We start from the raw sequence: 25,197 nt of genomic DNA on the forward strand, positions 1-25,197 counted from the left end.
CTCACTCGTAGATGTAGACGGGAAGCAGGCCGGAGCTGAGGCTGCCGATGGCCGAGAAGGCCGCCGGGGTCAGGTCGATGACCCGGTGGGTGCGGCACGCGCCGTTGCAGCAGGTCTGCTCGCCGCACCACATCTGGGTGTTGGGGCCGCAGTCGGCGAGGGTGACGCAGACGGCGGCGCCGGAGCACTGGTGCTTGACCTTCACGACCGAACCGCAGCCGCGTCTGGGCATGTTCTCGCCGCAGGCCGCCGGGTCGGTGACGCTCCAGCAGGCCGCCGTCAGGTTGGGCCAGGCGGCCATGTTCTTGCCGGACTGGCAGGTGCCGCAGGCGCCGGTGCCGGTGCTGCCGCAGGGGCCCCAGGAACTGCCGCAGCAGAACCAGGAGGTCTCGCCCGCCCACAGGCTGGTGGATCCGCAAGCCATTGCTGTTTCCCTTCGTCGAACGGTGCGAATTGACCGGTGCATGACAAAAGAGAGGCGAAAGTACTGTGCGGGAAGGTGCGTTGGCGCAAGCCATGATGCTCGCTGCTACGCGCGTTGGCCAGGGGGTGTGCCGTGACGGGTGGGGTTTCGTGGGCCGCTCCGGGGAACGGCCCACGGGGCGTCAGGCGATGTGGTCCTCCTCCAGCTCCGCCGAGTGGCGCTGCTGGAAGCGGGTGGCGAGGGACTTCAGCTCGGTGGGGCTGAGCTGGGTGCCGTACGTCGCCTGGATGTTCTCGCCCAGGATGTGGGCCGTGGGGTAACTGCCGTCTATCGACTGCCGGAACACCTGGTAGAAGGCGTCCTCGTCCGGTTCGGCGGCGGGGGTGCCGCCGCCCCCGCCCAGTTCGCGGGTGCGGTTGGGGCCGACCGGGATGGGGAAGCTGCCGGTCTCCTCGGGGGAGGGCTGCTGGAACCGCTCCGGGGGCTGGCCCTCGTACCAGTCCTCGTACTGCTCCTCCGGGTAGTACTGGGGATCCGGCGGCGGCTCGAAGGCGGGGTCGTACCCACCGTGGTACTCGACCTCCCGCGGCGACTGGAACCAGGGGCTCTGCTCGTCCTGCGGAGGGACCTCGGGGCTCTGGGGGGCCTGGGGGCTCTCGGGGTCCTGAGGCCGCTGGGCGGGCTGGGGCGCGGATGCCGGCGCGGCCTTCGCGGGGGCTCCGGCCCGCACGGCGGCCGTGGCGCCCGGGGCCGCGCCGGGGGCGGGAGCCGCGGCGGTCGCCGGGTCCGCGGCGGCGGTGACCGGAGCGGCGGCCGGGTCCGTGGTGGTGGCCGGCGCCGCGGTGCCTTTGCCCGCGACCGGTATCGCGCCCGCCGTCGCCGCCGCTCCCGCGGTCAGTTCCGGCGTCGGAGCCTTCGGGGCCGTCGGCGCCAGGAGTACCGGCTCGATCCCCGCCGCCAGCAGGCCCGAGGGGGCCGTCTCGGCGAGCGGGACGCCGTAGCGCGCCAGGCGCAGCGGCATCAGGGACTCCACCGGGGCCTTGCGCCGCCAGGCGCGGCCGAAGCGGGAGCGCAGGCGGGCCTGGTAGACGAGGCGCTCCTGCTCCAGCTTGATGACCTGCTCGTAGGAGCGCAGCTCCCAGAGCTTCATCCGGCGCCACAGCAGGAACGTGGGCAGCGGGGAGAGCAGCCAGCGGGTGAGCCGGACGCCCTCCATGTGCTTGTCGGCCGTGATGTCCGCGATCCGGCCGATGGCGTGCCGGGCCGCCTCGACGGCGACGACGAACAGGATCGGGATCACCGCGTGCATGCCGACGCCGAGCGGGTCGGGCCACGCGGTCGCGCCGTTGAAGGCGATCGTCGCCGCCGTCAGCAGCCAGGCGGCCTGGCGCAGCAGCGGGAAGGGGATGCGGATCCAGGTCAGCAGCAGGTCCAGGGCCAGCAGGACGCAGATGCCCGCGTCGATGCCGACCGGGAACACGTAGGCGAAGTTCCCGAAGCCCTTCTTCAGGGCCAGCTCACGGACGGCCGCGTACGAACCGGCGAAGCCGATCCCCGCGATGATCAGGGCGCCGCCCACGACCACGCCGATGAGTGTCCGGTGCATCCGAGTCAGCTGCGGTGGCGCGGCCACTCGTACTCCCCTCCCGTTGCCTGTTGTTGCGCGCAACAGGGTGGCACACGTATGCGGCGCACGCGCCGCCGGTCGGCGTAAGCCCGTTCGGTCAGCTCTTCTTGGCGGACGCGGACGACGAGGGGCTGCCGGTCGGCTTCGTGGACGGGTCGGCGGACGAACTCCCGGACCCGCCCGCGCTGTTGGCGGAGGAAACCGAGCTCACGGCCTCCTTGAGGGCCTTCTCCGCGGACTTGGCGAGGCCATCGGCGTCGGGGGTCTTGTCGCCCGCGAGACCGGCGCCGTTGTAGTCGAGGGTGACCACGACGTTCTCGACCCGTGCCACGAGGGTCTCCTGCTTGAAGAGGCCCTCCTTCTTGCTCAGGTCGTAGCGCACGGACGTCGCCTCGTCGCCGGTGCCGGACACCGGGACGACCTTGGTGTTCTTGGCGCCGCCCACCGACCGGGCGTCCTTGACCTGGTTGGTGAAGTACGTGTGCGCCTGGGTGTTGCCCGAGCCGCGGGCGGCGTCGGAGTCGAAGCGCAGCAGGGAGACGTTCAGCCAGCGGAACTGGGAGCCCTTGACACCGTTGTTGCTCAGGCTGCTCCAGGAGCAGGAGGCACGGGAGGACGGGTCGTCCGAACCGCCCTTCTTGCCCGACTTGCCGGCCTTCGGCACCATGTCGCCCAGCGTCTTGGACGACAGCGCCTTGCACGCGTTCGGCAGCGTCTTGTACGCCGCCGGCGCCGGCGTCGGGGAGGAACTGGCGGACGGCGACGCGCTGTCGCCCGCCGGCTTGGAGGCGCTGGTGCCGTCGCTCTTGGGCTTGGAATCGCCGGAGTCCGAGGAGCAGGCCGCGGTGATCAGTACCGCGGGGACCGCTGCCGCGCAGACAAGGGCACGGCGCAGACGCCTGTTTCGCTGTTCCAGCCGGGCACGGTCGTCTCGCTTGACTCGCTGCATGGTTCCTTCACTCATGACGCTCGGTGTTCGTGCGGGTTCCTGCGGGGCCCCACCGTACGCGGTGAAGGAGCTGTGCGGTTTCCGTCCGGGATCTTTGCGCGCAGGGGCGCGAGGGGCCGCGGGGTGGATCAGCTGCCCAGCGCGTCGTCCAGCTTGGCGGCCAGATTCCGGGCCCTGTCCTGCATTTCCTTGCTGTCGGGCGCGGCGCCGGCGGCCATCGGCTGCTCCTCGTACTGGATGGTGACGACGACATTGGACGTGCGGAACACCACAGTCACCGTCCGCTGTGCGGCCGTCGAGCCGGACGAGCCGAGCTTGTCGTCCAGGTACGCCTCGTCACCGAGGTCGGAGAGGGTGCGCGGCTGGAGTTCGGGGGCCATGGCACCCGAGGGCGAGTCCGAGGCGGAGGGGGCGGAGGGGGCGGAGGGGGTGCCGCTCGCGGAGCCGCTGGGCGACGGGGAAGCCGAGGGGGAGGCGTCGGAACTGCCGCTCGGGGTGCTCGCCGACGGGCTGTCGCTCGCCGCGGGGAGACCGGCGGCCGACTCCTTCTGCTCGAACAGGTCCCGCGCCTGGTCGTCGTCGCTGACCGTGTTGTCGTACGACACCACGCGCTCCAGGTCGACCGAGAGGCGGTCGGTGGAGCCGGCGGAGGGGACCTTCCAGCGGCAGCCGACCTTGCGGTCGGTGTCGTAGGTCAGCTCGGCCTCGCCCTGGTACGCCTTGTCCCGCTGGTCGGGGTCGGCGATCTGCCGGATGCCCGGCAGCAGCGCGTCGAGGGTGCCGTGGCTCACCGCGCCGCAGGGCTCGGGCAGGGTGCGGTAGCGGCCGGGCTGGGCCGCGACGGTGGCGGTGCCGGCGTCGCCGGGGTTGGCGTCGTCCGCCGCGCCGCCGCCCGAGCCGCCGGAGCAGCCCGCGAGCAGCGCCGCGAGCAGGGCGGCGGTGCCGGTTACGTACGCCTTCCGCTGCACGGGCGGGCTCCTTCCGACGGCTGCGCTCCGGTGGATGCGCGCGATGGTCGCCTCAGTGTCCCCGCCTGGTTATTCGCTTGCCGCGGCGGGGGCTGGCCTGGAGACAATGTGTATCGCACGCGCCGCCGTGGATGCCGGTCCGCGGTCCTCTTTCGACGCGCTTGGCGCTGCTTTTCCTTTTTGATGCTTTTAAGCCTTTTGTTGTCGTTTCTTGTTGTCGAGTCCGGGGGGACGAGGAAGTCATGTCGTACGTGGAGATGCCGGGCGCCCGGATACCGATCCGGATGTGGGCCGACCCGGCGACGGTCGAGGACGGCGCCCTGCGCCAGCTCCAGAACGTCGCGACGCTGCCGTGGATCAAGGGCCTGGCCGTGATGCCGGACGTGCACTACGGCAAGGGCGCCACGGTCGGCTCGGTGATCGCGATGCGCGGCGCCGTGTGCCCGGCCGCGGTCGGGGTGGACATCGGCTGCGGGATGTCCGCGGTGAAGACCTCGCTGACCGCGAACGATCTGCCGGGCGACCTGTCCCGGCTGCGCTCCAGGATCGAGCAGGCGATCCCGGTGGGCCGCGGCATGCATGACGACCCGGTCGAGCCGGGCGGCTTCCACGGGCTCGCCACCAGCGGCTGGGACGAGTTCTGGGGGCGCTTCGAGGGGGTGGCCGAGGCGGTCCACTTCCGCCAGGGGCGTGCCACCAAGCAGATGGGCACGCTCGGCAGCGGGAACCACTTCGTGGAGGTCTGCACCGACACCACCGGCGCGGTCTGGCTGATGCTCCACTCCGGCTCCCGCAACATCGGCAAGGAACTGGCGGAGCACCACATCGGCGTGGCCCAGAAGCTCCCGCACAACCAGGGCCTGGTCGACCGCGACCTCGCGGTCTTCGTCGCGGACACCCCGCAGATGGCGGCGTACCGCAACGACCTGTTCTGGGCGCAGGAGTACGCCAAGTACAACCGCACCCTGATGATGGCGCTGCTGAAGGACGTGATCCGCAAGGAGTTCAAGAAGGCCAAGCCGCTCTTCGAGCCGGAGATCTCCTGCCACCACAACTACGTGGCGGAGGAGCGGTACGACGGGATGGACCTGCTGGTCACCCGCAAGGGCGCGATCCGGGCCGGCTCCGGCGACCTCGGCATCATCCCGGGCTCCATGGGCACGGGCTCGTACATCGTGAAGGGCCTGGGCAACGACAGCTCCTTCAACTCCGCCTCGCACGGCGCGGGCCGGCGCATGAGCCGAGGCGCGGCCAAGCGACGCTACACCGCCAAGGACCTGGAGGAGCAGACGCGGGGCGTGGAGTGCCGCAAGGACTCCGGTGTGGTGGACGAGATCCCGGGCGCCTACAAGTCCATCGACCAGGTCATCGACCAGCAGCGGGACCTGGTGGAGGTCGTGGCGAAGCTGAAGCAGGTCGTCTGCGTGAAGGGCTGAGGCCCGCGCGACCGCGAAGGGGGGGCCGGAACCATACCGGCCCCCCTTCGCCGTCCTCAGGGTGCGGGCAGGCGGGCCTGCGCCACCACCGCGCGCCTACTTGCCGTGCCGCACCGCGTAGATCATGACGAACGCCACGAGGTGGATGCCGAAGAGGAAGTAGGCGAGGAAGTACCAGACCTTGCGCTCGTCCCTCGTCTCCCGGGCGAGGCGGCGCCTGTCGAACTCCTCGCCGGGGGTCGGCGCGGAGGGAGCGCCCGCGGTGTCCTCGGCCATCACAGTTCCCGGTGGACCTTCACGTTGGACGCCTGGGCGCGCGGGCGGACGACCAGGAGGTCGATGTTGACGTGGCTGGGCCGGGTCACCGCCCACGTGATCGTCTCCGCCACGTCGTCCGCGGTCAGCGGCTCGGCCACGCCCGCGTAGACCTTCTCCGCCCTCTCCGCGTCGCCGCCGAAGCGGGTCAGCGCGAACTCCTCGGTCCTGACCATGCCGGGCGCGACCTCCACGACGCGCACCGGGCTGCCGACGATCTCCAGCCGGAGGGTCTCGGCGAGCACATGGGCGCCGTGCTTGGCGGCGACGTAGCCCGCGCCGCCCTCGTAGGTGGCGTGTCCGGCGGTGGAGGAGACCACGACCACGACGCCGTCGCCGCTCGCCTCCAGCTTGGGCAGCAGGGCCTGGGTGAGGTTCAGGGTGCCGATGACGTTCGTCTCGTACATCGTGCGCCAGTCGGCCGGGTCGCCGGTGGCCACCGGGTCGGCGCCGAGCGCGCCGCCCGCGTTGTTCACCAGGACGCCGATGGTCTTGAAGGCCGTCGCGAACTCGTCCACGGCCGCGCGGTCCGTCACGTCCAGCGGGTACGCCGTCGCCGCGTGACCGGCCGCGTTGATCTCCTCCGCCAGGGCCTCGATGCGGTCCTTGCGGCGGGCGGTGAGCACCACGCGGTAGCCGGCGGCGGCGAGCTGCCGGGCCGTCGAAGCGCCGATGCCGCTGCTCGCACCCGTGACGACGGCGATGCGGGAGGCGGCGGACGGGGCGGACGTGGCCATGGGCGGCTCCTCGGGTGTGTCGGTGCTCCGTCCAATGTAAGCGAGGCTCAGCCGCCGTTCCTCGGGGCCCACACGATCAGCGCCATTCCGCCGAGGCAGACGAGCGCCCCGGTGATGTCCCAGCGGTCCGGCCGGTAACCGTCCGCGACCGCGCCCCACAGGATCGACCCGGCCACGAAGATCCCGCCGTACGCCGCGAGGACGCGCCCGAAGTGCGCGTCCGGCTGGAAGGTCGCGACGAACCCGTACGCCCCGAGGGCGATCACCCCACCGGCGGCCCACAGCCACCCCCGGTGCTCCCGCACCCCCTGCCAGACCAGCCAGGCCCCACCGATCTCGAGGATCGCGGCGAGGACGAAGAGGGTGGCGGAACGGAGGATCGTCATGCCGGCAGCTTGGCACGGCGGGGCGTACCGGGGCCCCGCGGCCGGCGGCGGGAGGGACCCGGGGAGCGCGTGGTCCGGACAGGCGGCGGCGCCGGAACAGCGGCGCCGGAATATCCGGGCGCGGGGTACCGTTGGGCGATGTAGTTGAATGGTCAACCAATTGAAGGGTGAGCGGCCATGCAGTTCGGGATCTTCACGGTCGGTGATGTGACGCCGGACCCCACCACGGGGCGCACGCCGACCGAGCGGGAGCGGATCAAGGCCATGGTCGCCATCGCGCTGAAGGCCGAGGAGGTCGGTCTTGACGTCTTCGCGACCGGTGAGCACCACAACCCGCCGTTCGTGCCGTCGTCCCCGACCACGATGCTCGGGTACATAGCCGCGCGGACCGAGAAGCTGATCCTCTCCACGTCCACCACGCTGATCACCACCAACGACCCGGTGAAGATCGCGGAGGACTTCGCGATGCTCCAGCACCTGGCCGACGGCCGCGTCGACCTGATGACGGGCCGCGGCAACACCGGCCCGGTCTACCCCTGGTTCGGCAAGGACATCCGTCGGGGCATCGACCTCGCCATCGAGAACTACGCCCTGCTGCGCAGGCTGTGGCGCGAGGACGTCGTCGACTGGGAGGGCGAGTTCCGCACCCCGCTCCAGGGCTTCACCTCCACCCCGAGGCCGCTGGACGGCGTGGCGCCGTTCGTCTGGCACGGCTCCATCCGCTCCCCGGAGATCGCCGAGCAGGCCGCCTTCTACGGCGACGGCTTCTTCCACAACAACATCTTCTGGCCTGCCGAGCACACCAGGCGGATGGTCGGCCTGTACCGGGCGCGCTACGCCCACCACGGGCACGGCACCCCCGAACAGGCGATCGTCGGCCTCGGCGGCCAGGCGTTCATGCGCCGGAACTCGCAGGACGCGGTGCGCGAGTTCCGGCCGTACTTCGACAACGCCCCGGTGTACGGCCACGGCCCCTCACTGGAGGACTTCACCGAGCAGACCCCGTTGACGGTGGGCTCCCCGCAGCAGGTCATCGAGCGGACCCTGGCGTTCCGCGAGACCGTCGGCGACTACCAGCGCCAGCTGTTCCTGATGGACCACGCCGGGCTGCCGCTGAAGACCGTCCTGGAACAGCTGGACCTGCTGGGCGAGGAGGTCGTGCCGGTGCTGCGCGAGGAGTTCGCGAAGGGGCGCCCGGCGGAGGTGCCGCAGGCGCCGACGCACGCGTCCTTGCTGGCCGGGAAGGAAGAGGGCGACAAGCGCGAGAAGCAGGAGAGTGCCGTATGAAGCTCGTCGTCGTGTCCGCGGGACTGAGCGTCCCCTCGTCCACCCGGCTGCTGGCCGACCGGCTCGCGGCGGCGGTGGCGGACCGGACGCCCGTGGACACCGAGGTGATCGAGCTGCGCGGCCTCGCCGCCGCGCAGGACGCGGTGACCGGGGCCGACGGGCTGATCGTCGGCACGCCGGTGTTCAGCGCCTCGTACAGCGGGCTGTTCAAGTCCTTCTTCGACGTGCTCGACAGGGACGCGCTGGCCGGCAAGCCGGTGCTGATCGCCGCGACCGGGGGCACCGCGCGGCACTCCCTGGTCCTCGACCACGCCCTGCGCCCCCTCTTCTCCCACCTGCGGGCCGTCGTCGCGCCGACCGGTGTCTACGCGGCCGCGGAGGACTGGGGCGCGCGGGGACTGCCGGAGCGGATCGAGCGGGCGGCGCGGGAGCTGGCCGCGCTGATGCCGGAGGCGGAGCGGGGGGTGGAGGCGCGCGCCGTCCCCTTCGCCGGGCGGCCGGCCGCGCTGCGAGCGACCTGAGGGGGGCGCGGAGCCGCGTTCCGCGCGCGGCTCCCGGCGCGTGACCGGTCATGACGTGGCCGCACCCGACGCCGGACCGCGCCGAACGCTCCGCCCGCCCCGTTCGGTGAGAGGACGGTAGGTGACCCGCGCCGGTTGCCCGCCCGACGGTGAGAGCGCGGTAAAAAGCGTGATCGTAGGCCCAACCAGCCCCGCCGAACCGCCGCGGGCCTTGGCAGACTGGTTCCGTGCCCCAGACTGTGCTGCTCGCCGAAGACGACCGTGCCATCCGCCACGCCCTCGAACGTGCCCTGACGCTGGAAGGGTACGAGGTGACGGCGGTGGCCGACGGCGTCGAGGCGCTCGCACAGGCCCACAGGACGCCGCCGGACGTCCTCCTGCTCGACGTGATGATGCCGGGTATCGACGGCCTCCAGGTCTGCCGCGTGCTGCGCGCCGAGGGCGACCGCACCCCGATCCTCATGCTCACCGCCCTGGTGGAGACCGCCGACCGCATCGCGGGCCTGGACGCCGGCGCGGACGACTACGTGGTCAAGCCCTTCGACGTCGAGGAGGTCTTCGCCCGGCTGCGCGCCCTGCTGCGCCGCACCACCCCGGTCCCCGCGGGGCCGGCCGGCGGCGACGGCGGCGGCGGTGGCCGGGGCGAGCCCCAGCTCTCCGACCGGCAGGTAGAGGCCGCCGGCATCCGCATGGACCTCCAGGCCCGCCGGGCCTGGCGCGGCAAGCGGGAGCTGGAGCTGACCCGCACCGAGTTCGAGCTGCTGGAACTGCTGGTGCGCAACGCCGGAATCGTCCTCGACCACTCCACGATCTACGACCGCATCTGGGGCTACGACTTCGGCCCCGGCTCCAAGAACCTCGCCGTCTACGTCGGCTATCTGCGCCGCAAGCTGGACGAGCCCGGCGCCCCGCAGCTGATCCACACGGTGCGCGGCGTGGGTTACGTGCTGCGGGAGGACTGAGTGGGCCGCCTGCGTCGGATGCTCGCTCGGCGCCGGCCCAAGCTGGTCTCCCTGCGCACCACCTTCGCCATCTCCTTCGCCGCCGTGACCGCGGCCGTCGCCATCCTCGTCGGCATCGTGTCGTACGGCTCGGCGGCCCGGCTGGTCCGTGTCGACCAGCAGTCGGTGTTCAGCCAGGTCGTGCAGGACGTACGGGACGAGGTGCGGCAGCACAGGATGCTGCCGGAGGACTTCTCCTCCTCCCGGCCGGGCCACGACCTGGTCCGGCCCGCCCGTACCGATGTGCAGGTGCTCGGCGCGCAGGGCCAGATCGTCGACCACGGCGACCCGTCGCTGCCCGTCACCTCGCACGACAGGTCGATGGCGCTCACGCGGACGGCCGGCAAGGCGGTCGAGCACAAGGACGTCCAGGTCGGCGACGACCTCTACCGCATCGCCACCGTCTCGCTCGGTGACGGGCGGGGCGCGGTGCAGGTGGCGCAGGAGTTCAGCGACACCGAGGACCTGCTGCGCACCCTGCAGCAGCGGACGCTGATCCTGATGGCGGCCGTGGTGGTCGCCGCCGGGCTGTTCGGCTGGTGGCTGGCCCGCCGGATCACCCGGCGCCTGGTGGTGCTCACCAACGCAGCCGAGGACGTCGCCCGCACCCGGCGCCTCGGCATCGAGGTCCCGGTGGCCGGGCTCGACGAGGTGGGGCGGCTCGGGCGGGCCTTCGACCGGATGCTGGGGCGGCTCGCGCAGTCGGAGGAGGACCAGCGGCGCCTCGTCCAGGACGCGGGGCACGAACTGCGGACGCCGCTCACCTCGCTCCGTACGAACATCTCCCTCCTGCGCCGCATCGACGAGCTGCCCCCGGCGACCCGGGACGACCTCGTCGCCGACCTCACCCAGGAGGCGCGCGAACTGACCGACCTCGTGAACGAGCTGGTCGACCTCGCCGCCGGGCAGTCCGACACCGAGCCGCCGCAGCGGGTGGATCTCGCCGACATCGCGGAGGACGTGGTGGGGCTGGCGGCGCGGCGCACCGGCCGGCGGATCGTGCTGCGCGTGAGCGGCGACACGACGACCGACGGACGGCCGGGGATGCTCCAGCGGGCCATGTCCAACCTGGTCGAGAACGCGGCCAAGTTCGACCGCGCGGGCCAGGCGCCGATCGAGGTCCACGTCATGGGCCCGGCCCGGCCCGGAACCGTCCGCGTCGAGGTCCTGGACCGGGGGCCCGGCATCGCCGAGGGCGACCTGATCCGCATCTTCGACCGCTTCTACCGGGCCGCCGACGCGCGCTCCCTGCCGGGGTCGGGGCTCGGGCTGTCCATCGTCCGGGAGGTGGCGATGGCGCACGGGGGAGCGCCGTTCGCGTATCGCCGGGAGGGCGGGGGCGCGGTGATCGGGTTCACCGTGGGCGGCGGTTAGGCCCGGCCGCACCCGGCCGGGCCTGCCCTCCCTCGCGTCCCCGCTACGACCGCTCCCCGATCACCGGCAGCGTGAGGAACCCTTCCGCCCGCGCGCTCGCCAGGCCGATCCGCGGGATGTCGCTGGACTTGGCGAAGAGCAGGAACCGGGGTTCCCACACCGGCCGGTACTTCGCGTTCGCGCGGTACAGGGACTCGATCTGCCACCAGCGCGAGAAGAAGGTGAGGACCGAGCGCCACAGCCGCAGCACCGGGCCCGCGCCGAGCCGGGCGCCGCGTTCGAAGACCGAGCGGAACATGGCGAAGTTCAGCGAGACCCGCTGCACGCCCAAGTCGCCCGCGTGCAGCAGGAGCTCGACGACCATGTACTCCATCAGGCCGTTCTCGCAGTCGCGGTCGCGGCGCATCAGGTCCAGGGAGAGGCCACGCTCGCCCCAGGGCACGAAGCTGAGCAGGGCGCGCGGCTGGTCGTCGCCGTCGCGGCACTCCAGCATCACGCAGCGGCCGTCCCCCGGGTCGCCGAGGCGGCCGAGGGCCATGGAGAAGCCGCGTTCGGTGGCGCCGTCGCGCCAGTGGTCGGCGCGGTCGATGAGGTGGGCCATCTCCTCGGCAGGGATGTCCTCGTGGCGCCGGATGCGCACGGTGTAACCGGCCCGCTTGACCCGGTTGTGGGCCTGCCGGACCACCCGCATCGGGCGCCCTTCGAGGGTGAAGTCGGCGATGTCCACGATCGCCTCGTCACCGAGTTCGAGGGCGTCCAGACCGTGCCGCGCGTAGACGGTGCCGGCCTCCTCGCTCGCGCCCATGACCGCGGGGATCCAGGCGTGCCGGCGGGCCTCGGCGAGCCAGGCGTCGATGGCGCCGGGCCACGCCTCGGGGTCGCCGATCGGGTCGCCGGAGGCGAGGGAGACGGCGCCGACGACGCGGTAGGTGATCGCGGCCTTGCCGCTGGGGGAGAAGACGGCGGCCTTGTCGCGGCGCAGCGCGAAGTAGCCGAGGGAGTCGCGGGCCCCGTGCTTGTCGAGCAGGGCGCGCAGCCGCTCCTCGTCGGCGGCGGTGAGCAGTTGCTTGCCGCGCGGGGAGCGGAAGCAGGCGTAGAGGACGAGGCAGAAGGCCACGGCGAGCGATACGTTGACCGTGATGTCGGTCCAGCGGGGCGCGTGCACATGCTCGATGCGGTCGGCGAACATGCCGACGCTGATGCCGCGCAGGTAGGTGTAGACGATCTCGTCGGTGAGGCCGGCGCCGGGAAGCCTGTTGGTGGCGTGCACCAGCAGGGTGCCGAGGCCGCCGGTGGCCAGCAGCCCGCCCGCGCCGACGGCAAGCGCCAGCTTCGGGTTGGAGGGGTCGCCGACCGCGTTGAACTCGCGCCTGCCGATCAGCAGGGCGGCCACGAACAGACCGGTCAGGCCGGCCGAGACCCAGTTGAAGACGTGGTCGGCGTACCGGTCCTGCGTGACGAGCCCGACGACGTACACCGCGAGGAGCGGTCCGGCGAGCGCGATGTTGGTCAGCCAGGCGGCGCGCTTGCGGCGCCGCATCACCAGCATCAGGAAGATCGCGAGCGCGGCCGAGACGAGGCCGCCGGTGGCCAGGTACGGCGTGAAGAACGCGCCGACGTGATGCGGATGCTGCTGGTTGAAGAGCTTGCTGGTGTTGTGCTCGTGGACCTCCTCGCGGAACGGCAGGGAGAGGACCGCGAGGACGTTGAGCACGGCGATCAGCCGCAGGTACCACACCGTGACCGAGGCAGCGGCGGCGCGCAGCCGGGGGCCGGGCGTGATCGGCGGGAACTCGCGGCGCGGGGCACGCTCGGAGGGGGCGTGCGCGGAGGGGACGGTCGACTGCGGAGCAGGCATGGTGACTGGTCACCTTGGGGAAGGGGGACGGGGCCTACGGGCGCGACCCTACAACTTGTAGGGAACAATGCGCCGGTCTGTCTATCGGGACAGGAGCGTACCGGGCCCGCTTCTTACCTGGTCCTTTCCGTACCGCGCCGGGCGGAGGCCAGCATCCAGGCCAGGTTCCCCGCCGCGGCCCCGGCGGCCACCACCGCGACGATCACCCCGCCGGTGGCGAGGCCGTCGCTGAACAGGTGCGGGCGCCGGTCGAGGCTGTGCAGCCCGAAGCCGCACAGCTCGTACACGCCGACGGCGGCGACGAAAAGGCTGACGACGAGTACGGCGAGGGTCGGCGCGAGGCTGCGCGCGCAGACCTCGCCACCGGGCACCGTCTCCGTGTCCTGCATGGATCCCCCGTTGACGTGGTGGAACAGGTGTATGAACGGCCGCGCGGCCCCGGCCGGTCGGGAACCTACAATACGTAGGGTCTCTGGGGGCCGACGCCACGCCTGTCCGCGCGAGTGCGGACATGCAAGACATTACGGGCCTCGTCGACGACGTCCGGCCAAGACCGCGGACGGGGCCGTTCCATGATGGCGGAGGACGCGAACGCTGCGGTGCGTGGCGCGCGGGCGGCCGGCGGCCCGGCCGCCGCCCCCTCAGCTCACCCTCGTACCGTCGCCGGCCCGCTGTCCGGGCAGCCGCGGTTCGCCGCGGAAGACCTGGCGGGTGTGCCAGTCGCGGTGGGCGTCCGCGACCGGACGTATGCCGGGCCGGGGGCCGATCACGCGGTGGCCCGCGAGGGCGGTGACATGGTCGCGGGCCGCGGGACTGTGGCCGGCGAACCGCTGCGAGACCAGGATGCGCCGGCCGTCCCCGATGCCGAGGACGCCCCGGTCGAACAGCTTGTGGTGCAGCGAGCACAGGCACAGCCCGTTCTCGACCTCGTCGGGGCCGTCGAAGGCCCACCAGCGCACATGGGCCGCCTCCAGCCCGACCGGCATCGCGCCGATCCGGCCGTCGTAGCCGCAGAACGCGCACCGGTACTCGTAGGCGGTCAGCACCAGTTCCCGCATCCGCGGGTCCCGCCGTCTGCGCGCCGCCGGAGGCAGCCCGGTCCGGGCCCACTCCGGCTCCAGGCCCACCGCCTCGCACAACTCGCCGTGCAGGGAGGGCGGGAAGTGCAGGTCGAGCAGCAACCGCGTGATCCTGCCGAGGAGTCGCGGGTCACGCCGCAGCGCGGCGCGCAGGTCCGGCGCGAGCCGCCCGGTGGCACCCGTCTCCCGCAGGTCCCGCACCCCGCTCCCCGGGCTGCCGGCCCCCCGGTCGGTGCGTACCTCCCACACACCGTCGGCGGTGAGGTGGTGGAAGGGGTACGCGGGCGTCGTCCGGTTCGGCGGGCCGTACTCGGTCAGCAGCCGCTGGAGGTCCGCCTCCACCGCCGTGTACCGCAGCCCGCCCTCGGCGTCCTGCTGGAACCGGCCGAGCGCGTACAGCAGCAACAGCGGCTTGTGCGGGGCCCGCACCCCGCCCCTGGCCCACTGCCTGAGCTTGCCGACCTGCTCCAACCAGTCCATGCGGCCCGATCGTAGACGGCCCGTGCCGGATGCTCCCGGCGGCTCAGCCGGGCGAGAACCAGGCCATGCCCGCCAGCAGCGCCAGCACGAAGAGGCTGGTGCCGCCGAGCACGGCCAGCACGCGGGAACGGCGGACCAGTGGCAGGCGCGGGCGGCGGTTCGCGGCCCGGTGCACGCTCGTCTGCCACTCGGTGTCCCCCGCGGGGGTGAAGGCGCCGCCGGAGCGCGTCGGGGGAGCGGGGGCGCGGCGTGCGGGGGCGGTCGGCCTCGCGGCGCGGGCCGGCGACTGCTTCGAGCGGCCGTGGCCCTGCGCGAGCGGCATCGGCTCCGGTGCGCCGCGCCAGGAGCCGCGCCCGAACCAGTCCGCGACCTCCTGGGCCGTGGGCCGGCTCTCGGGCTCCTTGGCCAGCAGGCCGAGCAGATAGCTCTCGAAGGCGGGCGAGAGGTCGGAGCGCAGCTGCCGGGGCGGGACGGGGGCGGCGTCGAGGTGCTGGTGCAGCACCGCGAGCGGACTGTCCGCCTGGAACGGCGGTCGCCCGGTGAGGAGTTGGTAGAGCACGCAGCCCAGGGAGTACACGTCGGAGGCCGGAGCGGCGGTGCGGCCCAGGGCCCGCTCGGGCGCCAGGTACAGGCTGGTGCCGACGATCTGCCCGGTCGCGGTGAGCGCGGAGTTGGGGTCGTCGAAGAAGCGGGCGATGCCGAAGTCCCCTATTTTCAGGGTGTCGTCGGCGGACAGCAGCAGGTTGGCCGGTTTGATGTCCCGGTGCACGATGCCCTGCCGGTGCGCGAGGGCCAGCCCGACGGCGGCCTGCGCGGCGATCCGGGCCACCCGCTCGGCGGGCAGCGGCCCGGAGGCGCTGAGCACCCCGTCGAGGCTGCCCCCGTCGACCAACTCCATCACCAGGAACAGCCGGCCCTCGAACTCGCCGAAGTCCAGGACGCCGACGACGTTCGCGTGGCTGAGGCGCCCCGCGGTCTGCGCCTCCAGCCGGAACCGCGAGGACGCGGTCGGATCGGAGTCGTGGGGGAGCAGGAGCTTCACGGCGACCGGTCTGCCGAGCGTCTCGTCGAAGGCCCGCCAGACCTCCCCCATCGCGCCCCGCCCGATGGTGTCCCGCAGCCTGTATCGGCCCGCTATAAGCACTTGTTCTTCATCCTCATGCCCAAAGACGTCTGGATCGCCGCAGGCCGTGACTCACCGCGGGAGCGGATCAGTTGGGAGGGTGCCGCAGCGGCCCAAGCGTATCGGCCCCGCGGCCCTCAGGTCGCGCTCAGGTGCCCGCCGCCCCGGCCGGACCGCGGGCGGCCGGCACCCGCGGTCCGGTGCCCGTGGTCCGGTGCCCGCCGGCGGACGACTGGCCTGACGGAGGCCGGTGATGTGAGGATGACGCAATGCATCCGGGTTCGGAGATGAAGGTGCACGTCACCCGCCACGAAGAGACCTTCGTGATCACGCTGCGCGGCGAGATGGACTGGGACGACGCCGAGGATTTCGAAGCCGCTCGGGAGGCGGCCGACCGCGCCGCGCTGCCCGTCACGGCGATCGACCTGTCCCGGGTCACCTTCGCCGACAGCATGCTCCTCAACACCCTCCTGGCGCTCCGGCGCCGTCACACGTCCGACGGCCGCGACCTCGTACTGCTCGGCCCCCTGAATCCCGTCGTGCGGCGGCTGCTGGACGTCGGCGGCGTTCTCGGACACTTCACGGTCTCGGACACCGGCGCCGCTGTCCGTACCGGCGGACGAGAACCCCATGAAGACGAGGACAGTGGGTAGCCGAGAGACAGGCACGAGAAGAATCCGTGATCAAAAGGAACATACGCCCTATCGGAGACACTCCCATGGTCATCCCGCTCGGAATCCAGGCGATGGATGAACCCCGCTCGGCGCCCTCGCGCTACAGCGCCGTCTGGGGCATGGCGGGTATCCCCGTCGCGGACGCCCGCTGGGCCGTGCGCACACTGCTGGCGCGCGCGGGCCACCATCCCGACCGGCAGCCGAACCAGGACGCACAGCTCGTCGTCAGCGAGCTCGTCACCAACGCGCTCCGCCACGCCCCCGGCCCCGGCGAACTGCTGCTGGAGCTCTCCGCGGACGCCGCCCGCCTGACCATCGCCGTGCGCGACAGCTCGTCCCAGGAACCCCTGCTGCGGGACCCGGACCCGCGCCGCGCCGGCGGCCATGGTCTGCGCCTCGTCACGCGGCTGTGCGAACAGCTGCGGACCGTGCCGTCGCGGCGGGGCAAGCGGATCGTGGCCCAGATGCTCCTCGACAGCGGTGCGGGCCCCGGGAGTTGAGGGATCGCCTCCCGGGACCCGCTCGGCGCGCGCCGCTCTCAGTCCGTGGTGAGCATGCCCTCGCGCAGGCGGGCCAGGCAGCGGGAGAGCAGCCGGGAGACGTGCATCTGGGAAACGCCCAGGCGTTCGCCGATCTCCGCCTGGGTGAGCTCCTCGACGAACCGCATGTGGATGATCCGCCGGTCCCGCTCCTCCAGCCCGGCGATCAGCGGCGCCAGGGCGTGGAAGTCCTCCACCAGCTCCAGCGCGGTGTCCTCCGTGCCGATGAAGTCCCGCAGCACGGCTTCGCCGTCCTCGCTGCCGCTGAGAGTTGCGTCCAGGGAGGAGGAGTTGTAGCCGTTCGAGGCCAGGCGGGCCTCCCGCACCTCGTCCTCGGGCAGGCTCATCAGCTCCGACAGCTCCTTGACCGTCGGATCGCGGTCCAGACGGCCGCGCAGCTCCTCCGTCGCCCTGGCGAGCTGGACCCGGGCCTCCTGGAGGCGCCGGGGCACGTGCACGGCCCAGGTGGTGTCGCGGAAGAACCGCTTGATCTCGCCGACGATGTAAGGGATGGCGAAGGAGGTGAACTCCGCCTCGCGGGACAGCTCGAACCGGTCGATCGCCTTGATCAGGCCGATCATGCCGACCTGGACGATGTCCTCCATCTCCTCCGGCCCCCGGCTGCGGAACCGGCCGGCCGCGTAGCGGACCAGCGACATGTTCATCTCGATCAGCGTGTTGCGGGCGTAGCTGTGTTCCGCAGTGCCCTCCTCCAGCGAGGCCAGCTGCCGGAAGAACAGGCGGGAGAGGTCACGGGCGTCCTTGGGTGCCACCTTGGAGGCGTCGACGACTTCGGGCAGGCCGGTGGTCCGCGTGCCGGCCGCGGTCGTGGTCATGAGTGCCATGGTGTTCCCTCCCGAGTCCAAAACCCGTGACCGCCGTTCGAGAGCGGGTCACGACGATCGCGCGGGTACCCCGCCGTCCGGGGCCTACACCCACGAGGCCGCCGACGGTGGGTACGACACGATTCTCCATGGCCTTGCGGGCCGGCGACCGGTCAGGTGGCGCCCGACTCGGTGACGCCCTCGCCCCGTTCCGTCCCCCCGTGCCGCGGACCGGCGGCCGGCGCGGTGAGGTGGTCCAGGACGTTGGTGACCCGCAGCAGCCGCTCCAGGATCTCCGGCCGGTCGTCCAGGCGCAGCGTGGCGCCGAACGCGCTGGTACGGCGGTGGATCATCAGCAGGGCGGACAGCCCGGAGGAGTCGATCCAGGTCAGTGCGCCGAAGTCCAGGCGGACCTCGGCGGGGGGCGTCTGGCCGGCCGTCAGCTGCCGGACCACCTCGTCCACGAGCTCGTCACTGGTGTCGTAGTCGAGCTCTCCGCCCACCCGCACGACGAGCGTGGCGCGCTCGCGCCGGGAGACGACGGTGAACTCGGTCGGTGGGGTGATGGTCATGTGCGGACGCCGGGGCCGGGGACGGAGATGGGGGACCGCTCGCCGAGAGCCGAGGTGCCGAGCCGGGTCAGGCGCCGGGCGCGCGGGAAGTCGTGGAGCTCGTCGGCCAGGACGTCCAGGGCGGCCACCAGGGAGTGCGCGGGAACGTGCCGGGCTTCGAGGATGTCGGCGGTCCAGAGGAGGAACGCGGTGAAGAGGTCGGGGTCGTCGACGTAGAGGGCGGTGGCCAGGAAGCCGACGATGTGGGCGAGGTCCTCCGCGGTGCGTTCGCGCTGCTCGTCGCCGTACTCCCGCATACCGGGGAAACGGTCCTCCAGCTCGACCAGGGTCTGCTTCACGAGCCGGGGACGGGACTGGACGACCAGGGTGTACTCCTGGTCGGCGAGGTGCGGCAGGTCGTCCACCGCCTGCCGGGCGGTCGACGGGGCGGGCCGCGGCACGCCCGCCTCCAGCGTGGCCGCCGCCTCGCGCGCGTCGGCCGCCCAGCGGTCGGCGCCGAGCCTGCGGGCCCAGCGGCCGCCGGGGCCGAAGGCTCGGCCACCGACCAGGACGGGGACGCCTATCGCCTGACAGGCGGTGATGGCGGCATGGGCGGCGGGCAGATGCGTGGGGATCGATCCCGACAGGAGGATGGCGTCGGGATCGGTGAGGTGCAGATGGGCGACCATGTGCGGGGCCGGGGTCTGGGCGCCGAGGTAGTCCACCCGCCAACCGCGCAGGGACAGCACCTCCGCGAGGAGCCGGGCGGGGAAGGCGTGCCACTCGCCGTCCACGCAGGAGACCGTGACCCGGCCGCGACGGGCGGGGCGGGGGCCGCCGCCGCGGCGGTGCGCCAGGGAGGCGACGATCCGCTCGTTGATGGCGGTGGCGGCATGCTCCTGGGCCACGCTGATGCGGTCGGCGGCCCACTCGACACCGACCGTCTCCTGCACCGGTGCGATCACCTCCAGCAGCAGCGCCTCCTCGTCCATGCCGGCGGCCAGTGCCGTGTGCACGATGTCGGCGGCCGCGTACTCGTCCGCGTCGACCACCGCCCGCCACAGCCGTCTCACCAGGGCGGTCGGCTCGATGGAGTGGTCCACTACTCGTCCCTCCCGCGGTCCCCGTCCCCGTTCACGACCGTCAGCGATCCGTTCCTGCGGGCGTTGAACGCCACCAGGGCCATGTCGTCGTGCCGCCCGGCGCCGATCCACTGGGCCGCCAGCATCTGCACCCGCTCCACCACCGCTTCGGCCGGCATGCCCACGCACTCGGCGAGGGCTCGCCGCAGGCGGCGTTCACCGAAGAGCTCGTCGCCCAACGGGCCGCCGCGGGCCTCGGTGATGCCGTCGGTGTAGAGCAGACACGTCTCCCCGGGCGCGAGCACCGTCCGCACCGTGTGCGCCGTGACCTGTGGCAGCGCCCCGACCAGGGTGCCCCGGGTGGCGGCTTCCTCGACCGTGCCGTCGGCGCGGACGATCAGCGGCGGCATGTGCCCGGCGCTGGTCAGGCGCAGGTGCACTCGGTGGGCCCGGCGGCGCACGGAGGCGAGCACGAGGGTGGCGAAGCGGGTGTGGTGGGAGGTGAGCAGCGCTCCGTTGAGCAGTTCGAGGACTCGGACATGGTCCTCGGCGAGGGGGAGCAGGGCGTGCAGGGTGTTGCGGATCTTGCCGGTCAGCACCGCCGCGTCGAGCCCCTTGCCCGCGACGTCGCCCAGCACGACCAGCGTCTCCTCGGCGGGTCCGGTGCCCGGATGGACGTCGTAGAAGTCCCCGCCGACCCGCTCGTGGTCCCTCGACGCCCGGTACCCGCCGGCGTATTCGACGCCGTGCACGCTGCGCAGCGTCGGCGGCAGCAGTTCGTGCATCAACGTGGCCGTGATCGACGCCTGTTCGGTGTACAGGCGGGCCGCCGAGAGGGCGGCACCGGCACGGGCGGCGAACAGGCGGGCGAAGACCTCCTCGCCCTCGGTGAACGCCTGCTCGGTGCTGGAACGCAGCAGGATCAGGGCTCCGGCGGGCACCCCGTGACCGGGCAGCGGAGTGACGATCACGGACCCCACGGGTCCGGCGAAGCCCTCCGGGACCACCCAGCCTGGGATGTCCGCGGGATTGATCCAGCGGGCCGGTACGGGCGGGAAGCCCTGCAACGCCTCGCTCAGCCCGGGAACCTCGGCGACGTTCACCTTCCGCGTGGTCCGGTCGACCGGGCCGCCCTTGAGCGCGGAGGTCACGGGATGGCGCCTGCCCTGGGCCGGGGCGACGAGCACGGCGGCTTCCGCGAGGTGTTCCGCGGCCATGGACGCCGCCATCTCCATGCAGCGCGGCACGTTCAGGGTGGACAGCAGTGCGCTGGACGACTCCGAGAGGACGTCGGTGCGCGTGCGCGAGTCGCTCAGCGCGGTCTCGGCCAGCCGGCGGTCGGTGTCGTCGACCAGCCACCACACGATGTCGCCTTCACCGGCGGGCGTCGGATGCGCCTCGAAGAAGCGGTCGTTGATGCGTCCCGCCGACGTCCCGGCCGAGGGGCCGCACGATCCGTCGCCGATGCGCCGGTGGGCCTGGGAGAGCCAGGACGGCACCCGCTCGTGCAGCCGGTCGCCGCGCGCGGCGCCGGGAAGGAGCAGCCGGGCCGCCTCGTTGACGCGTACGAGGCCGCCGTGACGGTCGACGACCAGGACGGGATAGGGAGCCTCAGGCCATGTCGTGACGGCCTGCTCGGCGGAGGGGCGGGCGGGGGAACCGCGGGAGAGAGACACGAGTGAGGGCACGCACCGTGCGCACCTCACCACCTTCCTGTCCTTGGTTGCAGTACGGGCAACCGTCCCCCATCGACTCCGCCGTTGCAACCCGCCCCGGTGATTCCGCTTTCCGGCGCCGCGGCCGAGCGGAGGCGGGGCCTCAGTTCACCATCGGTACCAGCGTCCGCGGCCGCCGCCCGCGGAAGTGGAACGCATGACGAAGCCGAGGAGCCAGAGCACCAGGACGACGAGGGCGACCCACCAGAGAACCTGGACGGCGAATCCGGCGCCGAAGAGAATCAACGCGAGAAGAAGCACGAGCAGCAGGGGAACCATAGTCAACTACCTCCTGCAGCCCCGTTTGCCCTCCGCCGCTTTCCGTATTCCTCGACCACCGCTTGTTTGTGGGGGGAAAGCGGGGGAACCGGGGCTTTGCCGCGAGGGCGGTGAAAGGGACTACGAGGAGGCGCGTTCCATGAGTGCCGGCGAGAAGGCCAAGGCGAAGACCGAGCAGGCCGAGGGCAAGGCCGAGGAGACCCTGGGAAGGGTCACCGGAAACGAGCGCATGACCGCCGAGGGGCGCGCGAAGAAGATGACCGGCGATGCCCGTGAGGCCAAGGAGAAGACCAAGGACGTGTTCAAGCACTGATGTGACGCGCGTGGGCGGTGGAAGAAAGAGGGAGGTCATTCCCGGGCCAGGAGCCCGGGAATGACCTCCCTCGTCGGTGCGACGCCTTTTCACTCAGGTGAAAAGGATCCCGGCTCGTTTCACATGTTGACGCAGGTACTGCCGAATGCGGGGTTCAGCAGGCCGATCACGTCGGCGGTGTCGCCACAGGCGTTGACCGGGATGTCGATCGGGATCTGGATCACGTTGCCGGACAGCAAGCCCGGCGAACCGACCGCGGCACCCTGCGCACCGCTGCCGGCGGACGCGGCCGCCGCACCGCCCAGCACCATCGCGCCCACAGCCGCCGCCAGACCCGCACCCCGCATCATCCGGGACCGCAGATACGTCATGTTCGTGCGCCTTCCTCTTCGTCGCGGCGGCAGTCGCCGCCGGCCGGCCGTGGACCACGTCCGGCACGGGTGATCCGCTGCCGCTACGGGCGCGGACTGGCCAGGACGGCCCGGATCACCCGATCGCACTACACGGCGTGGCACGGGAGGGGCTCCCGAGCCCGCTGCCGCGCGGTGCGCTCTCACGACACGGGCCGCCGCGCGGGGTTGCGCCGGACCAGGGAGTAGCTCAAGCCGGTCGCGAAGAGGCACCAGGCCGCGTAGGGGACCAACGCCGTGGCGACCCTGTCAGGTCGGCAGGGCGCCCCGGGGTGGTCGCTGACCTGATCGTCGGGTGGGGGCGGCTGATGAACCGGGCAGCCGCCCCCACCTCTTGGCGGGGTCACTCGCGGGTCGTGCCGAACACGATGCGTTGACCGATGAGCAGCACCAGGGAACCGGCGACCGCGGCGCCCCAGGTGTACGGGTCGAAGAAGTCCCGCTCCACCGGGCGGTCGAGGAAGTGGGCGGAGAGCCAGCCGCCGACGAAGGCGCCGGCGACGCCGATGAGCGTGGTGCCGATCAGCCCGACCGGATGGCGGCCGGGGAGCAGCGTCTTGGCGACGGCTCCGGCGAGCAGGCCGAGGATGATCCAGCTGATGATGCCCACGGTGTTCTTCCTTCCGCCGGGTCGGATACAGGTGCGCCCGAGGCCGGCATGGTTTGCTCGTCGGGCAAGCCGGTGGTGCTTGCCCGGGTGGTATGAGGGTGGATACGCCGCACGGGTAGGTATCGGTGCAGGCGTCGGCCCGGACGGCGAAGAGCGTCGGTGACCTTCGGGCGGCTTGGTGAAAGGTTCCGCCGGAGCCGTGTCTCGGGTGTCCTGGACCGGCCGCTTGAGGAGGCGGGGGCGGCGTGCGAGTCCGGCTCTTTCAGTCCGTGATCTCTTTCGCCGCCCGGATGCCCGACAGATACGCGCCGTGGACGGTCTGGTAGGAGGCGCGGTGCGTCGCCTCACCGGCGAAGTGCACCCGGTCCCCGACGGCGGCGGCGAGGTGGTCGCGCATGGCCGGTGTGGAGCCGATCTTGTTGTACGAGTACGAACCGCGCGTGTACGGGTCGGACGCCCAGCGGGTGATCTGGTGGCCGACAGGGGCGGGGATGTCACTGCCGAAGATGGTCCTGAGCGTTCCCATGGCGCTGTCGACGATCTGGGTGTCGCTCCAGCCTTCGATGGTGCGGCCGAAGTCGGCGGCGTTGAAGCCGAGCAGCACCGGCTGACCGGTGGGGCGGGTGATGTTGATCCACTGTTCCCACTGGCCGTACTTGTCCAGCTCCGGGATGTAGGTCATCCAGTCGGTGTCCGGCCAGAACACCTTGGGGAAGCGCAGGTAGCACTTGTTGAGCACGCCCATGCCGAGCTTGTCGATGGCGGTGCGCTTGGAGGCGGGCAGTCCGGGCCCGAACGTGACCGCGCCGCTCTGCAGCACGCCGAGCGGCAGCGTCACCACCACCTGGTCGGCGTGGAAGGAGTCCTTGTCGGTGCCGACCGTCACACCGCGGGAGTTCCAGTCGATGTGCTTGACGACCTGCCCGGTCCGGATCGGCAGTCCCCGCGCGAGCAGATCGGTGATCTGCCGGTAGCCGCGTGGGAAGAGCACGTCCTTGCCCTTGATGTCCGCTCCGCTGTCGAAGTACAGGGCCGACATCTGGTTCACGCTGCCCGAGTACTCGTGTTCGTAGTCGTTCAGCCCGAAGGAAGCCAGGACCTTGTCGTCGTCGGACAGCGCGGACCAGCGCAGGGCGCGCTCCACCACGCTGCGTACCGACGCGTCCTCGTCGGCGTTGTCCTGGTAGGCGGCGAGCGCGTCCTCCATTTTGCTCTGCCGGCGCTCCATCGCCTTCTCCTGGGCGCCGTCGACCTCGCTGCCGTCGGGAAGGTAGTCGGTAGAGCTGTCGGGGTCGGTCACGACCGTTCGCGCCCTGGCCTTCGCGGCCAGTGCGGCGATCGGGTTGTCGTTGATGCCGTGGATCCACGAGGCGCCGAGGTCGAGGGGCACGCCGGCCCACTCCTCGCTGGTCCAGATGCGGCCGCCGATCCGGTCGCGTGCTTCGAGGACCACCACGTCCTGTCCTCGGTCGGCCAGGTGACGGGCCGCGGCAAGGCCACTGATCCCGGCACCGACGACGATCACCTGTTCACGACCCGACGAGGCCGACGCGGCGTTCACGTCGGTCGGGCCGACCTTGCAGGCGGACAAGGAGGTGAGGGCGGCGAGGCCGGGCACACCCAGGCCCGCGCTCCGCAGGAAACGCCGGCGATGCATCGTCATGTATGTCAACCGATCTGCGATCTGAACACAGTTTCTCGCGGCATGCCGGTGGACGCCCCGTTGCGTCCGGCGGTCTGCCCTTGGATGAAGGGAGCCGGGCAGGCTCCGGTGAAGCCCCGATCCGGTCGGGGGCCGGCCTCATGCGCCATGGCGCGGGTTCGTTTGCCGTGCACATGCCATGCGCGACGTGAACTCGGCCCGGCGACGACCTCTCTCGTCAGTACAATGAGGCTGATACTGCAGAGCATGCAATTGAAACATCGATGTGTCAATAGAGGCACTGGAGACTGATGCGACGATGCGTACTGACGCGACAGAGGTGCTGGACTCGGCGATCCCGGTCCTGGCCAAGGACCGAGCGGCGTCCATGCAGGTCATAGCGTCACGCGCGGGCATCAGTCGGGCGACGCTGGTCCGCCTGTTTCCCACCCGTAAGCTCTTGGTGCAGGCGATGGCCGAGAAGATCCTGAACGACTGCGACAAGATCCTGGCCCGAGCCGAGGCCGACGCCGCCCCCATGGATCAGGTGCTGACCGCGCTGGTCGCTGAGTACACACCCTTCGCCCAACTGTGGAACCTGGTCTACATCGAGCCGGACGTCTCGGGCCTGCCCGAGGCCAGCACCCGGGCGAAGGCGATCTTCCTCCGGACCGTCAAGGTCATGGAACGCGGCCAGAACTCGGGGCTGCTGCGCAACGACATGCCGGGCACCTGGCTGGCCTCGACCTTCTGCGGCTTGGCCGAGACGGCATGGGAGCTGACACTCGAAGGCCACATGGGCGCCCGTCAAGGGCCGGACTTCATCACCGCGATCCTGCTCCACGGAGTGTCCGCCTGATCTCACCCGGAGCCGCCGAGTCCCGGCCGAGGCCGGCTGGGCGCAGGCGACATCACAGCCCGCCTGTGCACCTGCGCTGCGACCCGCCGGGCTGCGGTGGTGGCGATCGGCCCGTCGGCGCCGAGCCGTAAGCT

General features: G+C 71.9%; 28 protein-coding genes. 9 read left to right on the forward strand and 19 right to left on the reverse strand.

Features of this window, described 5'->3' with window-relative positions; translation table 11 throughout:
* Position 1 precedes the first annotated feature (1 nt).
* From VT52_RS24700 to VT52_RS24715, 4 genes are all read right to left on the reverse strand, one after another.
* Positions 2-424, reverse strand: a complete 423-nt coding sequence (locus VT52_RS24700) for an RlpA-like double-psi beta-barrel domain-containing protein (RefSeq protein WP_046417266.1) — start codon at positions 422-424, stop codon at positions 2-4.
* A 181-nt stretch (positions 425-605) separates the two neighbouring features.
* Positions 606-2,030 carry a DUF2637 domain-containing protein gene (locus tag VT52_RS24705; protein WP_046417265.1) on the reverse strand — a complete coding sequence of 475 codons (1,425 nt, stop codon included), beginning with the start codon at positions 2,028-2,030 and terminating at the stop codon, positions 606-608.
* Positions 2,031-2,148: 118 nt separating this feature from the next.
* Positions 2,149-3,000: a DUF3558 domain-containing protein gene (locus tag VT52_RS24710; protein WP_240509867.1), complete on the reverse strand. Its 852-nt coding sequence runs from the start codon at positions 2,998-3,000 to the stop codon at positions 2,149-2,151.
* Positions 3,001-3,128: 128 nt separating this feature from the next.
* Positions 3,129-3,968, reverse strand: a complete 840-nt coding sequence (locus VT52_RS24715; protein WP_046417264.1) for a hypothetical protein — start codon at positions 3,966-3,968, stop codon at positions 3,129-3,131.
* A gap of 242 nt (positions 3,969-4,210) precedes the next feature.
* Between VT52_RS24715 and VT52_RS24720 the strand changes: the two genes are divergently transcribed.
* Positions 4,211-5,404, forward strand: coding sequence for an RtcB family protein (locus VT52_RS24720; protein ID WP_046417263.1), 1,194 nt, complete (start codon positions 4,211-4,213; stop codon positions 5,402-5,404).
* Between the two features lie 96 nt (positions 5,405-5,500).
* On the opposite strand, the gene VT52_RS24725 is transcribed toward VT52_RS24720, so the two are convergent.
* From VT52_RS24725 to VT52_RS24735, 3 genes are read right to left on the reverse strand one after another with little or no spacing between them, the layout of a single operon-like run.
* Positions 5,501-5,680: a hypothetical protein gene (locus VT52_RS24725; RefSeq protein ID WP_046417261.1), complete on the reverse strand. Its 180-nt coding sequence runs from the start codon at positions 5,678-5,680 to the stop codon at positions 5,501-5,503.
* Complete coding sequence (locus tag VT52_RS24730) at positions 5,680-6,456, reverse strand: SDR family NAD(P)-dependent oxidoreductase (RefSeq protein ID WP_046417260.1); 777 nt, start codon at positions 6,454-6,456, stop codon at positions 5,680-5,682. Before VT52_RS24730 ends, VT52_RS24725 begins: the two co-directional genes overlap by 1 nt.
* A gap of 47 nt (positions 6,457-6,503) precedes the next feature.
* Entirely contained in the window at positions 6,504-6,842 is a 339-nt protein-coding gene (locus tag VT52_RS24735; RefSeq protein ID WP_046417259.1) for a YnfA family protein, read from the reverse strand.
* Between the two features lie 177 nt (positions 6,843-7,019).
* Here VT52_RS24735 and VT52_RS24740 point away from each other — a divergent pair, with 177 nt between their 5' ends.
* The 4 genes from VT52_RS24740 (at position 7,020) to VT52_RS24755 (ending at position 11,025) form a co-directional block, all read left to right on the forward strand.
* A complete protein-coding gene (locus tag VT52_RS24740; RefSeq protein ID WP_046417257.1) occupies positions 7,020-8,129 on the forward strand; it encodes an LLM class flavin-dependent oxidoreductase in 1,110 nt (369 codons plus the stop codon).
* The gene (locus VT52_RS24745; RefSeq protein WP_046417256.1) at positions 8,126-8,650 is read left to right on the forward strand and encodes a CE1759 family FMN reductase; all 525 of its coding nucleotides are present in this window, start codon (positions 8,126-8,128) and stop codon (positions 8,648-8,650) included. Before VT52_RS24740 ends, VT52_RS24745 begins: the two co-directional genes overlap by 4 nt.
* Before the next feature lie 227 nt (positions 8,651-8,877).
* Entirely contained in the window at positions 8,878-9,612 is a 735-nt protein-coding gene (locus VT52_RS24750; RefSeq protein ID WP_079175243.1) for a response regulator transcription factor, read from the forward strand.
* 18 nt (positions 9,613-9,630) lie between these two features.
* Entirely contained in the window at positions 9,631-11,025 is a 1,395-nt protein-coding gene (locus VT52_RS24755; RefSeq protein ID WP_420856307.1) for a sensor histidine kinase, read from the forward strand.
* Between the two features lie 43 nt (positions 11,026-11,068).
* On the opposite strand, the gene VT52_RS24760 is transcribed toward VT52_RS24755, so the two are convergent.
* The 4 genes from VT52_RS24760 to VT52_RS24775 form a co-directional block, all read right to left on the reverse strand.
* Positions 11,069-12,883: a phosphatidylglycerol lysyltransferase domain-containing protein gene (locus VT52_RS24760; protein ID WP_079175244.1), complete on the reverse strand. Its 1,815-nt coding sequence runs from the start codon at positions 12,881-12,883 to the stop codon at positions 11,069-11,071.
* A 113-nt stretch (positions 12,884-12,996) separates the two neighbouring features.
* A complete protein-coding gene (locus VT52_RS24765; RefSeq protein WP_046417252.1) occupies positions 12,997-13,272 on the reverse strand; it encodes a hypothetical protein in 276 nt (91 codons plus the stop codon).
* Between the two features lie 252 nt (positions 13,273-13,524).
* Positions 13,525-14,442 carry a phosphorothioated DNA-binding restriction endonuclease gene (locus tag VT52_RS24770; RefSeq protein ID WP_046417250.1) on the reverse strand — a complete coding sequence of 306 codons (918 nt, stop codon included), beginning with the start codon at positions 14,440-14,442 and terminating at the stop codon, positions 13,525-13,527.
* Positions 14,443-14,485: 43 nt separating this feature from the next.
* Complete coding sequence (locus VT52_RS24775) at positions 14,486-15,586, reverse strand: serine/threonine-protein kinase (RefSeq protein ID WP_046417249.1); 1,101 nt, start codon at positions 15,584-15,586, stop codon at positions 14,486-14,488.
* A 248-nt stretch (positions 15,587-15,834) separates the two neighbouring features.
* On the opposite strand from VT52_RS24775, the gene VT52_RS24780 reads away from it, so the two are divergent.
* Together VT52_RS24780 and VT52_RS24785 are read left to right on the forward strand one after the other, a co-directional pair.
* Positions 15,835-16,218: an STAS domain-containing protein gene (locus VT52_RS24780; protein WP_107481431.1), complete on the forward strand. Its 384-nt coding sequence runs from the start codon at positions 15,835-15,837 to the stop codon at positions 16,216-16,218.
* Between the two features lie 65 nt (positions 16,219-16,283).
* On the forward strand, positions 16,284-16,739 hold the full coding sequence (locus VT52_RS24785) for an ATP-binding protein (RefSeq protein ID WP_046417248.1): 456 nt from the start codon (positions 16,284-16,286) through the stop codon (positions 16,737-16,739).
* A gap of 38 nt (positions 16,740-16,777) precedes the next feature.
* Here VT52_RS24785 and VT52_RS24790 read toward each other — a convergent pair whose 3' ends face one another.
* The 5 genes from VT52_RS24790 to VT52_RS24810 form a co-directional block, all read right to left on the reverse strand.
* The gene (locus tag VT52_RS24790) at positions 16,778-17,623 is read right to left on the reverse strand and encodes an RNA polymerase sigma factor SigF (RefSeq protein ID WP_046417247.1); all 846 of its coding nucleotides are present in this window, start codon (positions 17,621-17,623) and stop codon (positions 16,778-16,780) included.
* Between the two features lie 152 nt (positions 17,624-17,775).
* Positions 17,776-18,174: an STAS domain-containing protein gene (locus tag VT52_RS24795; RefSeq protein ID WP_046417245.1), complete on the reverse strand. Its 399-nt coding sequence runs from the start codon at positions 18,172-18,174 to the stop codon at positions 17,776-17,778.
* Positions 18,171-19,256, reverse strand: coding sequence for a cobalamin B12-binding domain-containing protein (locus VT52_RS24800; RefSeq protein ID WP_046417243.1), 1,086 nt, complete (start codon positions 19,254-19,256; stop codon positions 18,171-18,173). The genes VT52_RS24795 and VT52_RS24800 overlap by 4 nt, the downstream gene beginning before the upstream one ends.
* Complete coding sequence (locus VT52_RS24805; RefSeq protein WP_053055420.1) at positions 19,256-20,923, reverse strand: PP2C family protein-serine/threonine phosphatase; 1,668 nt, start codon at positions 20,921-20,923, stop codon at positions 19,256-19,258. Before VT52_RS24805 ends, VT52_RS24800 begins: the two co-directional genes overlap by 1 nt.
* 135 nt (positions 20,924-21,058) lie before the next feature.
* On the reverse strand, positions 21,059-21,229 hold the full coding sequence (locus tag VT52_RS24810; RefSeq protein WP_046417240.1) for a hypothetical protein: 171 nt from the start codon (positions 21,227-21,229) through the stop codon (positions 21,059-21,061).
* Positions 21,230-21,368: 139 nt separating this feature from the next.
* On the opposite strand from VT52_RS24810, the gene VT52_RS24815 reads away from it, so the two are divergent.
* Complete coding sequence (locus VT52_RS24815; protein ID WP_069734910.1) at positions 21,369-21,542, forward strand: CsbD family protein; 174 nt, start codon at positions 21,369-21,371, stop codon at positions 21,540-21,542.
* A 119-nt stretch (positions 21,543-21,661) separates the two neighbouring features.
* Here VT52_RS24815 and VT52_RS24820 read toward each other — a convergent pair whose 3' ends face one another.
* The 3 genes from VT52_RS24820 to VT52_RS24830 all read right to left on the reverse strand — a co-directional run bounded on the left by VT52_RS24820 (position 21,662) and on the right by VT52_RS24830 (position 24,225).
* The gene (locus VT52_RS24820; protein WP_338059204.1) at positions 21,662-21,913 is read right to left on the reverse strand and encodes a chaplin; all 252 of its coding nucleotides are present in this window, start codon (positions 21,911-21,913) and stop codon (positions 21,662-21,664) included.
* Between the two features lie 382 nt (positions 21,914-22,295).
* A complete protein-coding gene (locus tag VT52_RS24825; protein WP_046417239.1) occupies positions 22,296-22,562 on the reverse strand; it encodes a GlsB/YeaQ/YmgE family stress response membrane protein in 267 nt (88 codons plus the stop codon).
* Positions 22,563-22,824: 262 nt separating this feature from the next.
* Positions 22,825-24,225: a flavin monoamine oxidase family protein gene (locus VT52_RS24830; protein ID WP_206306600.1), complete on the reverse strand. Its 1,401-nt coding sequence runs from the start codon at positions 24,223-24,225 to the stop codon at positions 22,825-22,827.
* A gap of 298 nt (positions 24,226-24,523) precedes the next feature.
* On the opposite strand from VT52_RS24830, the gene VT52_RS24835 reads away from it, so the two are divergent.
* Positions 24,524-25,063 (forward strand): TetR/AcrR family transcriptional regulator, encoded by a 540-nt coding sequence (locus tag VT52_RS24835; RefSeq protein WP_107481432.1) that lies wholly within the window; start codon positions 24,524-24,526, stop codon positions 25,061-25,063.
* Positions 25,064-25,197 lie beyond the last annotated feature (134 nt).

Source organism: Streptomyces malaysiense (assembly GCF_000980885.2).
GTDB lineage: Bacteria > Actinomycetota > Actinomycetes > Streptomycetales > Streptomycetaceae > Streptomyces > Streptomyces malaysiense.